Raw genomic sequence first — 12,861 nt, 5'->3', positions numbered from 1 at the left:
CCCCCGGCCGCCACCGGATCCCATCGACTCGGCGAAGTTTGTGGGTGTGGCGCGGTAGCACCCACAAACTTCGCCGACTGGATGACCGGGTGAGGTGGGGCTGGGCGGCGGGGATCAGCCGCCGGCGAAGGGGGGCAGCACGTCGAGGGTGTCTCCGTCGTACAACGGTTGGGTTCGCGCGGCGGCGACCCCGTTGACGAGGAAGGTGCTGCGACCGAAGACCGGCAGCGACGCGAGGCCCGCGGTCACGAGCAGGTCATCGACCGTGCATCCGGAGTCGACGTCACGCAACTCTTCTGCCACACCCGCCGCCGCCTTCGCCGCAGCGAAATACCGCACCCGCACGCGCACCCGAATCAAGCCGGCACCCGCCGCAGTGCCGCCATCAAGATCAGCCGCGCCCTCACCTGCCGCCGCGCCGCGACCAGCGCCCGCCACCTCAACCACCGATGGCACTCATCGGCCGCTCAGGCTGCACGAACCCGGCCGCGTTCATTCCGTGCCCCGACGGTTTCGCCCACATGGCGGCCCGCCAGAGGTCGGCCACCTCGTCGTCGCCGGCCCCGGCACGCATCGGGCCGAGCAGGTCGGTCTCAGTGTGCGAGAAGAGGCAGCTGCGCACCCCGCCCTCAGCGGTGAGGCGGGTGCGGCGGCAGTCTTCGCAGAAGGCTTCGGTGACCGAAGCGATGATGCCCACCGTTCCGAGCGAGGGGTCGTCGAGCGACGCACCGCGGGCGCGCACCTGGTAGAGCTCGGCGGGCGAACCGTCGCGAGGCTCGCTGTCGGGCGTCAGCTGAAAGCGTTCGGAGAGGCGGCGACGCATCTCGGCCGCGGTGATCATGATGTCGCGGTCCCAGATGTGGTCGGCGTCAAGCGGCATCTGCTCGATGAAGCGCAGCTGATGCCCGCCCGCCAGCGCCCACGCGAGCAGGTCGGGCCCCTCGGTGTCGTTGACGCCGGGAATGAGCACGGCGTTGATCTTGGTATGCCCGATGCCCGCAGCGCCGAGCGAATCGATACCTTTCAGCACCTTGTCGAGAAACGGCCGACGAGTGATGATGGCGAACGTCTCGGCGCAGATCGAGTCGAGCGAAACGTTCACACGGTCAAGCCCTGCATCAGCGAGGGCGACAGCGCGGCCGGCCAGCCCGATGGCGTTGGTCGTCAGCGAGATCTCTGGGCGGGCATCCAGAGCTGCTACGCCCCGGATGATCTCGACCAGGTCTTTGCGAAGCAGGGGCTCGCCACCCGTGAAGCGCACCTGGCGAACCCCCAGGCGCTCGGTGGCCAGGCGGGCGAGACGCACGATCTCGTCGCGCTGCATCAGCTTCGGTGTCGGCAGAAACGGAAGACCCTCGGCCGGCATGCAGTACGTGCAGCGCAGGTTGCACTTGTCTGTGAGCGAGATGCGCAGGTCGGTGGCCGAGCGGCCGAAGCTGTCGACCAGCCCGGGCGCACTCGCCGAACTCGGGCGGGCGCCGTACTGCGCGAGCTGCGACGCCCCCGCCCCGCCCCGCGAGCCGAGACGCACCTGGGGAACACCGAGCATCACAGTCATTCATCAAGAGTAAGAGTTTTGCGGCCCGCTTTCTGACTTCGCGCACAGATTGACAACAGGGTGCCGCAGTGAGGGCAGTGTGGGGCAGGATGGTCGTGTGAACCGTCGCAGCACTGAAGAACACCGGGCAGCCGTCGACGCGCTGCTCGCGCCGCTCTTCGAGAACCGGGTGAGCGAGCTGCTCGAGGTGTCTCCTCAGCGACTCGCCGAGCACTCGGGAGAGTTTCGCGCGCGGGTTCTGGCCAGCGACCTGCTCTCGCCCACCGATCTGCCGAACTTCGACAATTCACAGATGGACGGCTACGCGGTCTCGTGGTTCGACCTCGTGACGGCGTCGCCCGAGAACCCGGTCGAGCTGCTCGTGGCGGCGCAGATCGCGGCCGGCGACGGAGCGGAACCCCTGGCTTCGGGCACGGCGGCACCCATCATGACGGGGGCGCCGGTGCCTCCCGGGGCCGACGCGATCGTGCCGATCGAGCAGGCGATTCCGCCGCGGTTCGCTGCGATTGCGTCGAGTGAGACCGCCGAGGAGACGCCCGAAGCGTCTGGCGCGACCAGCGATACCCCTGTCGCGGCCAGCGCGCCCGCCACGGTCAGCTTCATCGAACCCGTCACCCCTGGCACGTTCATCCGCCGCACCGGCAGTGACGTGCGCGCCGGAGCCGTGCTGCTGCCCGCCGGCAGCCCGCTCGGCCCGGCCCAGCTCGGCGTCATCGCCGGCACCGGCCTGACCGTCATCGACGTGGTGCGGCGCATCCGGGTGCTGCTGGTGTCGACCGGGCACGAGATCCGCGAGCCCGGCACAACGCTCGGCGCCGGGCAGATCTTCGACGCGAACAGCGTGTCGCTCAGCGTGGCGCTGATCGAAGCCGGGTGCGAGGTGACGGCGGTTCCGTGCCGCTCTGATGACGCGGTAGATCTGCTGGGCATCCTCGCCGCCCACGCCAGCGCACACGACCTCATCATCACCGTGGGCGGGGTGAGTGCGGGCGCCCGCGAAGTGGTGCGCGACGCCCTCGGCCCGCTCGGCGTCGAATTCGGCACGGTGGCCATGCAGCCCGGCGGCCCCCAGGGATTCGGTCGAGCGACCCTCGACGACGTGGTGCGGCCGGTGCTCAGCCTGCCAGGCAACCCGGTGAGCGCGCTGGTGTCGTTCGAGATGTTCGTGCGGCCAGCTCTTCGCCGACTTGCCCAGAGCGAGCCGGCCGACCGGATGCGCGAGGTAGCGATGATCATCGGCGCCACCGACTCCCCGCCCGGGGTCTATCAGGTTCGGCGGGGGTTCGTGCACGACGACGGCACCGTCGAACTCGTCGGAGGGCCGAGCTCGCACCTGCTGCACTCGTATGCCTCCTCGAACGCCCTCGTGCACATTCCGGCCGACGTCGAACACCTCGACGCCGGCGACCCCGTGATGGTGTGGAGGATCGATGAGTGACCATGCAGGACGCCACAGGGGCGCAGCGGCGGCGGGCGACCACGCAACCGCACCCGCCCTCACCCATGTGCGCCCCGACGGCGCCGTTCTCATGGTCGACGTCACCGACAAACCCGTCACCAAGCGCGTCGCGCACGCCCGCGCCACCCTCATCACCCGGCCCGACGTGATCGCCATGCTCATGGCCGGCGAACTCCCCAAAGGCGAAGCCCTCGCCACGGCCCGCATTGCCGGCATCATGGGCGCCAAACAGACGTCGAGCCTCATTCCGCTCTGCCACCCACTGCCACTGTCAGGCGCGACCATCGACTTCACCGCGTCAGACGACCGCGTGCTCATCGAGACCATGGTGAAGACCACCGGCGTCACCGGCGTCGAAATGGAAGCCCTCACTGCCGCATCCATCGCCGCCCTCACCCTCTACGACATGATCAAAGCCGTCGACAAGCACGCCAGCATCACCGGTATCGAGGTCGTCTCGAAGACCGGCGGCAAGAGCGGCGACTGGGTGCGGGGCGACGCGTGAACACCGCGGTAGTACTCATCGCATCGACGAGGGCCGCGACGGGCGTGTACACCGACCGAACGGGCCCTCTCATCGCCGAGTGGCTGACGGGCCGTGGATGGTCGGTGGGCGACCCCCTCGTCGTCGCCGACGGCCCCGGGGTCGGCACCGCGCTGGCCCAGATCATCGCCGGTTCGCCCACCCTCGTCGTGACCAGCGGAGGAACGGGCATCCATCCCGGCGACCGCACCCCCGACCAGACGCGCGCGCTACTCGACTACGAGATTCCGGGCTTCGCAGAGGAGCTCCGCCGCCGCGGCTCGCTGAAGGTCGCGAGCGCCCTGCTCTCTCGCGGCGTGGCCGGCGTCGCCGGGTCGACCATTGTGCTGAACCTTCCGGGCTCGACCGGCGGCGTGAAAGACGGCCTCGGCCTGCTCGACGACGTTCTCGACCACATGGTCGACCAGCTGAGAGGCGGCGACCATGAGCGCTGACAACCTGACCTACGACAGCGACGACCGCAGCGCCCCCGGCAGCATCGCCTTCGCCTTCGTGAGTGACGCCGGCATCACCGTCGAGTGGTGCGTCGACAACGTCAGCTCCGACGAGGCCGGCGCGGTCGTCACGTTCAGCGGAGTCGTGCGCAACCACGACCACGGGCAGTCGGTCGAACGGTTGACCTACAGCGCGCATCCGTCGGCCGACGAGGTCATGCGCCGCGTCGCCGAAGACGTCGCCGCCCGGCACCCCGGCACCCGCATCGCCGTCGCGCACCGCATCGGCGACCTGGTCGTCGGTGACATCGCCCTCGCCTGCGCCGTGGCGTCAGCGCACCGGGCCGCAGCTTTCGCCGCCTGCGCCGAACTCATCGATGCGGTAAAAGAACGTGTTCCCATCTGGAAGGAGCAGGTCTTCACCGACGGCACCACCGAGTGGGTCGGCGCCGCCTGACACGAACACCACCCCGCACGCGGCACGGGCATCCGACACCCCCTCTCGAAACCGCACCCCGCCCGCACCGCCCACTCCCCGTTACATGCCCGACATTTTTGTGGTGTTCACTGATCAGATCCCGCTTTCTCGCGGGCTGGGCCGCCGTCGGGCCCACAGAAAGGGCACCTGCATCATGGATCTGAACACCATCACCGATGTTCGGCTGGCCCGTAGCCGCGCCGACCTGGTGGCGCTCTGCACCACGGTCGTACCCCTCGCCGGCGGTTCCGCGCTCTTCGGCGAGCCCCAGAACCACCTCGAGGGCTTCGTCGACCTGATGACCCTCGAGTGGCCTGCCCTCACCGTCACCCCCGACGGTCTCGACATCGCCGCCACCTGCACCATCGCCGAGCTCTCGCGCTTCCCCGCCCAACCCGGCTGGCTCGCGCACCCCGCGTTCTTCCAGTGCTGCACAGCCCTGTTCGGCTCGTTCAAGGTCTGGAACGTCGCCACCGTCGGCGGCAACCTCTGCGCCTCGCTTCCGGCCGGCCCCATGACCTCCCTCACGGCTGCGCTCGACGGTGAAGTGCTCATCTGGAGCCCCGACGGCAGCGAGCGCCGGATGCCCGTGACCTCGTTCATCGCCGGAAACACCACGAACATCCTGACCCCTGGCGAGGTTCTGCGTTCGATTCACCTGCCGCTTCGAGCGCTCGAGGCGAGGGTGGGCTACCGCAAGATCGCCCTGTCCCCGCTCGGACGATCGGGGGCCGTACTGCTCGGCCGCCTCGAACGCTCTGGCGCCTTCGTTCTGACCGTCACCGCCGCCACCGTAAAGCCTGTTCAGCTGAGCTACGACGCCCTGCCCGACGCCGACACTCTGCGCGCCGACGTCGAACGCCTCGACGAATGGTTCACTGATGCTCATGGCGCCGCCGACTGGCGACGCGCCGTGAGTTGCGTCTTGGCCGACGAGATCCGCGAGGAGCTGGCATGAAGTTCACCGTCAACGGCGAGCCCACCGAGGCCACCCCGCGCGCCGGCCAGGCCCTTCGCACCCTGCTGCGCGACACCGAGCACTTCGAGGTCAAGAAGGGTTGCGACACGGGCGACTGCGGCGCGTGCTCGGTTCTCGTCGACGGCGAGCCCGTGCACTCCTGCGTCTACCCGGCTCACCGCATCGAGGGCCACGACGTCACCACCGTGGCCGGCCTCGGCACCCCTGACGCTCTCAGCCCCGTTCAGCAGAGCTTCGTCGACGCCGCCGGGTTCCAGTGCGGGTTCTGCACCGCGGGCATGGTCGTCACGGCCTCCACCCTCACCGAGGCAGACCCGGCCGATCTGCCGCGCCTGCTCAAAGGCAACCTCTGCCGCTGCACCGGCTACCGCTCGATCAGAGACGCCTTCGCCGGCATCACCAACGTGACCCCGCGCCCTTGCGCCGCCTCGTCCTCCGGCCCGGTCGACCCTGCAGCGTGCGCCGCCCACGCCGCCTCTGCCAACCCCGGCTCCGGATGCCCGACCGCCGCCCGCTCGCATGCCGCGGCTCCCACCACCGCGCCGCCCGCCGCAACCACTCCCGCCCCGCGCTCCGTCGGCACCTCGGAGCGCGCCCCCGCCGGCGCCCGCATCGTGACCGGGCGCGAGGAGTACACGCTCGACGTCGCCATCCCTGGCCTCCTGCACCTCGTCGTACTGCGGAGCCCGCACGCCCACGCCCGCATCACCCGCCTCGACACCTCCGCCGCCGAGGCCCTCGAGGGCGTCGCCGCCGTGCTGACCCACCGCGACTCCCCGAGCAGCCTCTTCTCCACCGCCCGCCACGAGAACCGCACCGACGACCCCGACGACACGCTCGTGCTCGACCCGGTCATCCGGTTCAGGGGCCAGCGCGTCGCCGTCGTCGTCGCCGAAACCGTTGGCATAGCAGAGGCCGCGAGCCGGCTCATCGAGGTCGAGTACGACGTTCTACCGGCCAACTTCGACCCGGCGAAGGCGCGGCAGCCGGGCATCCCACTGCTGCACAGCGGCAAGAACCCCAACGACTCGCGCATCGCCGACCCCGAGACGAACCTCGTCGCAGCCCTGCACGGCGAATACGGCGACATCGCCCAGGGCTTCGCCGACGCCGACGTGACCGTGAGCGGAACCTGGCAGTCGCACCGCATCGCCGCCACCGCCCTCGAGACCCACGCCAGCATCGGCTGGCTCGACGACCACGGCCGGCTCGTGCTGCGCACCAGCTCGCAGGTGCCTTTTCTCGTTCAGAAGGAGCTGGCCCGGCTCTTCGACCGGAGCCTCGACACCATCCGCGTCTTCACTGCCCGCGTGGGCGGCGGTTTCGGCAGCAAGCAGGAGATCCAGACCGAAGACATCGTCAGCCTCGCCGTTCTGAAAACCGGTCGCCCGGTGCAGTACGAGATGAGCCGCACCGACGAACTCACCGTCGTGCCGTGCCGCCACCCCATGCGGGTGAGCGTCAGCCTCGGCGCCACCGCGGCCGGCCTGCTCACGGCCATGAAGGTCGACGTGCTCAGTGACACCGGCGCCTACGGAAACCACGGCCCCGGCGTCATGTACCACAGCTGCTCAGAGTCGATCAGCGTCTACAACTCGCCCAACAAGCGCGTCGATGCCGAAGCCGTCTACACGAACAACATGCCCTCTGGCGCCTTTCGCGGCTACGGTCTCGGCCAGGTCGTGTTCGGCATCGAGTCGGCGATGGATGACCTCGCCATCGCCCTCGACATGAACCCCTTCGAGCTGCGGCGCCTCAACGCCGTCGGCCCCACCGACCCGCTCGTCGTCACCCATGTCGAAGGCGACGACCTTGTCTTCGGAGGCAGCTACGGCCTCGACCAGTGCCTCGACCTCGCCCAGAACGCCCTCGCCACAGGACCCGAATCGGGTCGCAGCCTGCCAGCACCCGACGGGCCAGAGTGGTCGGTGGGTGAGGGAATGGCCGCCGCCATGATCGCCACCATCCCGCCGCGCGGCCACTTCGCCGAGGCTTCCATCACCCTCGGCCTCGACGGCCGGTACACCATCAACGCCGGCACGGCAGAGTTCGGCAACGGAACCACCACCGTGCACACCCAGCTCGCCGCAACAGCGCTCAACACGAGTGCGTCACTCATCGGCATCCGGCAGTCCGACACCGACGTGGTGCCATACGACACGGGGGCCTTCGGCTCGGCCGGAACCGTCGTGGCCGGCAAAGCCGTGCTCGCCGCAGCGACCGCCCTCGCGGTGAAACTCGGCGAGGTCGCGGAGGCTCTCACGGGCATCCCTGCCGCGGCCTGGCAGCTGAACTCCGAGGGTCTCTCTTCGGGCGACCGGATGCTCACCCTCACCGAACTCGCAGCGGCCGGCACCGAGGCGGCCCCCGCCGTCACCACCGTTCGCATCGACGGCGGGGTCGCGAACGCAGCCCCCGCCGCGCGCGGGATCACGGCCCTCGGTACCCACGCCGGGCACCGCCGTTCGCTCGCGTTCAACGTGCACGCCATGCGGGTCGCCGTCAACAGCCGTACCGGCGAACTGCGTATCCTTCAGTCGATCCAGGCCGCCGACGCGGGCTTCGTCATCAACCCCGAGCAGTGCCGGGGCCAGATCGAGGGCGGAGTCGCTCAAGGCATCAGCACCTCGCTCTACGAAGAACTCATCCTCGATGCCGAGGGCACCGTGACCACGAGCGTGCTGCGCAACTACCACCTCGCCCAGTTCGCCGACACTCCCACCACCGAGGTCTATTTCGCCGACACCGCCGACGGGCTCGGGCCCTTCGGCGCCAAATCGATGAGCGAGGCGCCGTTCAACCCCGTCGCCCCTGCCCTCGCCAATGCCGTACGGAACGCCACCGGTCGCCGCCCCCGCGAACTGCCGTTCTCTCGCGACCGTCTCTGGCGTCTGCTGAACGCTGACACCGCCAGCTGACACAGCCGACGGGCTGCGCTATATTCCGATTCGGGAATGTTTCGCGGCCGCGCCATGAATAGGGCCTGCGAGGTACCTCAGCGACCCCCCTGATGCAGCCGTGCGGGTAGCCACGACCTCGGCCAGAATCGAGAGCGCCGTCTCTTCGGGAGTACTGGCCCCGATGTCGAGACCGATGGGCGAGTGCAGTCGCTCGAGTGCGTCGCTGTCGACCGTCTGGCAGAGCGCCTCGAGGCGTCTCTCGTGCGTACGCCTCGACCCCATCGCTCCGACGTAGGCGATCGGAAGGCCGAGGGCCACCTCGAGCAGCGGAATGTCGAACTTGTCGTCGTGGGTCAGAACGCACACCACAGTTCGGGCATCCACCTCTGTACGTGCCAAATAGTCGGAAGGCCATTCGACAACGACGTCGTGTGCCGCCGGAAACCGCTCGGCGGTCGCGAAAACGGGCCTCGCATCGCAGATGGTCACGCGGTAGCCCAGCAGCACAGCCGCCTGCGCAAGTGCCGCCGAGAAGTCGACCGCGCCGAAGATGATCATGCGTGGGGCTGTCGCCGCCACGACGAACAGGGCTTTGATCGGCGCGTCGTCACACTCCACCACGGCCAACCCGCTCTGCCCGGCCGAGATACGAGCGGCCAGCTCGGCACGCAGGCGGTTCGCGCTGTCGACCGGCACACCGACGAACTCCGACGGTTCGTGACCGCCCACCAACACGGCCCCGAGCGCGTCACCCTCCACGATCATGGCAATGCCGGCCGGGCGCCCTTCAGCAGCGGCTGCGAACTCACGCTGCAGCGCGTCATCGCGTTCGTCAACCGCACCGCCGATGCGTTGAACGATCACCTCGATGCGCCCCCCGCACGCCAGGCCCACGGCAAACGCATCGTCGTCGGAGTAGCCGAACTGCTGCACCGAAGCCCGGCCCGTCTCCAGCACTTCGGCGCAGGCCTCGTACACCGCACCCTCGACACAGCCCCCCGAGATACTGCCGATCACGGCGCCGCTGTCGACCAGTGCCATCGAGGTCGCCAGCGTGCGCGGGGCGCTGCCGTCGATGCGGGTCACGGTAGCCACCGCGATGTGATGCCCCGCGTCGAGCAGGGGCAGCAGTGCGCTGGCAAGTTCGAGCATCCGGTCACTCCTTCCCTTTGGCGGCGAGGGCTGTCGACAGTTCTTCCGTTGAACGATGAAACCACACATTCGCTGTGGTCTGTTGCCCGGCCATATTTCGATCAGGTGGCAGCGTGTGTCGGGCACATTTCAGAAGCGCTGAGTGCGGCCCCCTCAGAAAAGTTACGCTGGAAGCCCGAACCACCGCACGACTCGCACCACTCGCACGCGCACGGAGGCACCAATGGTCGACCACTACGATCTCATCGTACGAGCACACTCTGCGCTCATCGACGGAGCCTTCCGCCCGGCGACCCTCGCCGTAACGAACGGCACGATTGTCGCGATCGGCGACCACGATGCCGAGTTCACGGCGACGACGGAGGTCGCCCTGCCCGCGGGCCAGGTACTGATCCCGGGAATCGTCGACACCCATGTGCACGTGAACGAACCCGGCCGCACAGACTGGGAGGGCTTCGCCAGCGCAACCCGGGCGGCTGCTGCCGGCGGGGTCACGACCATCATCGACATGCCGCTCAACAGCATTCCGCCGACGACGACAGTGGATGCCCTGCGGCAGAAACGCGAAGCTGCCGCCGCCCAGGCCACCATCGACATCGGGTTCTGGGGCGGAGCCATCCCGTCGAGTCTCGGCCACCTCGAGCCGCTGCACAGGGCTGGTGTCTTCGGCTTCAAAGCGTTTCTCTCCCCTTCGGGTGTCGACGAGTTTCCGCACCTCAGCACCGAACAACTGCACGCCGCCCTGGCCGAGCTCGCCGCCTTCGATGGGCTGCTCATCGTGCACGCCGAAGATCCCGGAGTGCTCGAAGCCCACGAGAACACCGGCGGCGTGGGTTATGACGACTTCGTGGCGAGTCGACCCGACAGCGCCGAGAAGACGGCCATCGAGCACGTCATCGAGGGCCTGCGCCGCACCGGTGCACGCGCCCATATTCTGCACCTCTCCTCTGCCAGCGCCCTGCCCACCATTCGGGCAGCCAAAGCCGAGGGGCTGCACCTCACCGTCGAGACGTGCCCGCACTATCTGAGCTTCGCCTCCGAGGGAATACCCGACGGCGCTACCCAGTACAAGTGCTGCCCTCCCATTCGCGATGAAAGCAATCGCCGAGAGCTCTGGCAGGCACTCATCGCGGGCGACATCGACCTCATCGCTTCCGACCACTCCCCCAGCACCCGCGAGCTGAAGCTCGGGCACGGCGGTGACTTCGGCCTGGCCTGGGGCGGCATCTCTGGTCTCGAGGTGAGCCTTCCCGCAGTGTGGTCGGCTGCGCGTGAGTTCGGTATCACTCTCGAGCAGGTGGTCGAGTGGATGACCGGCTCCACCTCCCGCCTCGCGGGTCTCCCCGCCAAGGGGTCGCTGGCCGTAGGCACCGACGCCGACTTCGTCGCCTTCGCCCCCGATGAGACGTTCACCGTTATCGCGGAACACCTCCAGCACAAGAACAAGGTCACGGCATTCGACGGCTCCGAGCTGCACGGGGTCGTGCACACCACCTGGCTCGGCGGCGAACCCGTCTTCGTGCTCGGCGCGCCGAACGATCAAGTGCGCCTTCGAGGCCGACTCCTGACAGCGACGCACTGATTCGCCGCCCCACACAGACCACCGAACATCCACCCATCCGAAAGGAGACCCGATCGTGCCCATCGTTCTTGGTCCAAACCGTTACGGCAAAGCAGAAAACCGGGTCGTGCGCATCTACCGCGACCAGGCCCGCCACGAGATTCGCGACATCAATGTTTCGACGGCCCTTCGCGGAGCGTTCGCCGGCGCTCACCTTTTCGGCGATCAATCGCAGGTGCTGCCGACAGACAGCCAGAAGCAGACCGCATACTCATTCGCCAAGGAGAAGGGGCTGGTCACCATCGAGGCATACGCCCTCGAGCTCGGCCGCCACTTCGCTGACACGGTTGAGTACGTCGACTCTGCCCGCATCGAGGTCGAAGAGTTTCTCTGGCAGCGCGTCAGCGTCGGCGGGGTCGAACACGACCACACCTGGGTGCGCTCGGGCCAGGAGGTTCGCACAGCCGCCGTCACAATTGAGGGGCACGGCGACGATCAGAGCGCCACCGTCATCGCCGGCTTCAAAGACCTCACCATCTTGAAGTCGACCGGCTCGGAGTTCGCCGGGTTCTACGAAGACGGCTACACGCTGCTTGAGCCGACCAACGACCGCGTGATGGCCACATCGCTGGTGGCGCAGTGGCGCTACGTCGGCACCGACGTCGACTGGAACGCCGCCTACGAAGGCATAAAGACAATCCTCATCGAGAAGTTCGCCACACTTCACTCGCTCGCTCTGCAGCAGACCCTGTTCGAAATGGGTAAGGCCGCGCTCGAGGCCTACGACTCCCTCGCCGAGATTCGCTTCGTTGCACCGAACAAACATCACTTCGTCTACAACCTCGAACCCTTCGGTGTCGAGAACAACAACGAGGTCTTCAACGCGGATGACCGGCCGTACGGCCTCATCCAGGTCAGCGTGCTGCGCGACGAGCTCCCTGCCGCGCCCGCCGCCTGGGACAGCTACACCGGCCTCGTCTAGCCGCTCAGAACTGCGCTACGCAGCACCGCACTGCACTGCAAAGAAGCCCAGCCCCATCCCGGGACTGGGCTTCTTCTCAGTGGCAACGCGTCAGGTACCGCTGCAGAAGATCAGCGTCGAACTGACAGAAGCGCCGGTCTTCGACCCGGTTCCGATGTAGCCCGAAGGAAGCGCGGCACTGGCGTTCAGAGCGAACGCGACCGAGATCGAGAGCGTCGTGCGAAGCGCAAGCGTAGCACCGGCCGGCAGGGCGGCGGTCAGCGTGATCTGTCGACTGGTGCCGCTCAAGACGGCGACGCTGGCGATGACCGGCGCAGGCGTGAAGACACCGATATTGGCGATACCCGAACCGGTGATCGTGACGACAGTGCCGATCGGCAGGGGCGCGGAGCCCGCGGTCAAGGTAAAACCAGGGCCGAGCACTCCCAACACGCCACAAGTGCCGTCGAGGTGGAAGGCGCCCACTTCGGTGTTGCCCGAGGCAGCCATAGCCGGTGATGCAATCGCCAGCGAGATAACGGGAACAGACCATGCCGCTGCTTTGACAAGTGAGCGGCGATTGACAAGCGTGTCTTTCTCGACCGCCGAGGTGTCATTTTCTTTCATTCTGCTGTACCCCCGAGGTGGTTTCATTTGTGGTGAAACCCCATCATTTCTGAGGGATACAGAGGGTGTCGGGCAGCTCCCCCGAATGATGCAAGGCCGGTTCAAGCCGCGGGTGAGGGAAGCCCAGGCCCTTAAATGCAGGAAAGCCCAGCAACCGTTGTAAGGGTTGTTGGGCTTTCCTGGTGTTTCTTAAGGTGGGTCCGGCGGT

12 protein-coding genes are annotated in these 12,861 nt (G+C 67.9%); 8 read left to right on the top strand and 4 right to left on the bottom strand.

Annotated elements, in window-relative coordinates; translation table 11 throughout:
* Positions 1-114: 114 nt before the first annotated feature.
* Positions 115-456: a MoaD/ThiS family protein gene (locus tag QN358_RS17820; protein WP_323513150.1), complete on the bottom strand. Its 342-nt coding sequence runs from the start codon at positions 454-456 to the stop codon at positions 115-117.
* Positions 440-1,558, bottom strand: coding sequence for a GTP 3',8-cyclase MoaA (moaA, locus tag QN358_RS17815; RefSeq protein WP_323513149.1), 1,119 nt, complete (start codon positions 1,556-1,558; stop codon positions 440-442). The genes QN358_RS17820 and moaA overlap by 17 nt, the downstream gene beginning before the upstream one ends.
* Before the next feature lie 97 nt (positions 1,559-1,655).
* Between moaA and glp the strand changes: the two genes are divergently transcribed.
* The 6 genes from glp to QN358_RS17785 all read left to right on the top strand — a co-directional run bounded on the left by glp (position 1,656) and on the right by QN358_RS17785 (position 8,370).
* The gene (gene glp, locus QN358_RS17810) at positions 1,656-2,996 is read left to right on the top strand and encodes a gephyrin-like molybdotransferase Glp (protein ID WP_237280292.1); all 1,341 of its coding nucleotides are present in this window, start codon (positions 1,656-1,658) and stop codon (positions 2,994-2,996) included.
* The gene (moaC, locus tag QN358_RS17805) at positions 2,989-3,522 is read left to right on the top strand and encodes a cyclic pyranopterin monophosphate synthase MoaC (RefSeq protein WP_136641484.1); all 534 of its coding nucleotides are present in this window, start codon (positions 2,989-2,991) and stop codon (positions 3,520-3,522) included. The genes glp and moaC overlap by 8 nt, the downstream gene beginning before the upstream one ends.
* Positions 3,519-3,995, top strand: coding sequence for a MogA/MoaB family molybdenum cofactor biosynthesis protein (locus QN358_RS17800; protein WP_136641483.1), 477 nt, complete (start codon positions 3,519-3,521; stop codon positions 3,993-3,995). Before moaC ends, QN358_RS17800 begins: the two co-directional genes overlap by 4 nt.
* Positions 3,985-4,452 (top strand): molybdenum cofactor biosynthesis protein MoaE, encoded by a 468-nt coding sequence (locus tag QN358_RS17795; RefSeq protein ID WP_136641482.1) that lies wholly within the window; start codon positions 3,985-3,987, stop codon positions 4,450-4,452. Before QN358_RS17800 ends, QN358_RS17795 begins: the two co-directional genes overlap by 11 nt.
* Before the next feature lie 175 nt (positions 4,453-4,627).
* On the top strand, positions 4,628-5,431 hold the full coding sequence (locus tag QN358_RS17790; RefSeq protein WP_323513148.1) for an FAD binding domain-containing protein: 804 nt from the start codon (positions 4,628-4,630) through the stop codon (positions 5,429-5,431).
* Positions 5,428-8,370 (top strand): molybdopterin-dependent oxidoreductase, encoded by a 2,943-nt coding sequence (locus QN358_RS17785; protein ID WP_323513147.1) that lies wholly within the window; start codon positions 5,428-5,430, stop codon positions 8,368-8,370. Before QN358_RS17790 ends, QN358_RS17785 begins: the two co-directional genes overlap by 4 nt.
* 18 nt (positions 8,371-8,388) lie before the next feature.
* Here QN358_RS17785 and QN358_RS17780 read toward each other — a convergent pair whose 3' ends face one another.
* Positions 8,389-9,504 (bottom strand): XdhC family protein, encoded by a 1,116-nt coding sequence (locus QN358_RS17780; protein WP_323513146.1) that lies wholly within the window; start codon positions 9,502-9,504, stop codon positions 8,389-8,391.
* Between the two features lie 223 nt (positions 9,505-9,727).
* On the opposite strand from QN358_RS17780, the gene allB reads away from it, so the two are divergent.
* Together allB and pucL are read left to right on the top strand one after the other, a co-directional pair.
* On the top strand, positions 9,728-11,086 hold the full coding sequence (allB, locus tag QN358_RS17775) for an allantoinase AllB (protein ID WP_323513145.1): 1,359 nt from the start codon (positions 9,728-9,730) through the stop codon (positions 11,084-11,086).
* Between the two features lie 55 nt (positions 11,087-11,141).
* Entirely contained in the window at positions 11,142-12,047 is a 906-nt protein-coding gene (gene pucL / locus QN358_RS17770; protein ID WP_323513144.1) for a factor-independent urate hydroxylase, read from the top strand.
* A 90-nt stretch (positions 12,048-12,137) separates the two neighbouring features.
* On the opposite strand, the gene QN358_RS17765 is transcribed toward pucL, so the two are convergent.
* Positions 12,138-12,653: a hypothetical protein gene (locus QN358_RS17765; RefSeq protein WP_145971562.1), complete on the bottom strand. Its 516-nt coding sequence runs from the start codon at positions 12,651-12,653 to the stop codon at positions 12,138-12,140.
* Between the last annotated feature and the right edge of the window lie 208 nt (positions 12,654-12,861).

Source organism: Subtercola sp. RTI3, assembly GCF_035018625.1.
Classification (GTDB): Bacteria; Actinomycetota; Actinomycetes; order Actinomycetales; family Microbacteriaceae; genus Subtercola; species Subtercola vilae.
Note: the sequence above shows the minus strand (reverse complement) of the source record. Positions and strands in the feature narration are given on the sequence as shown.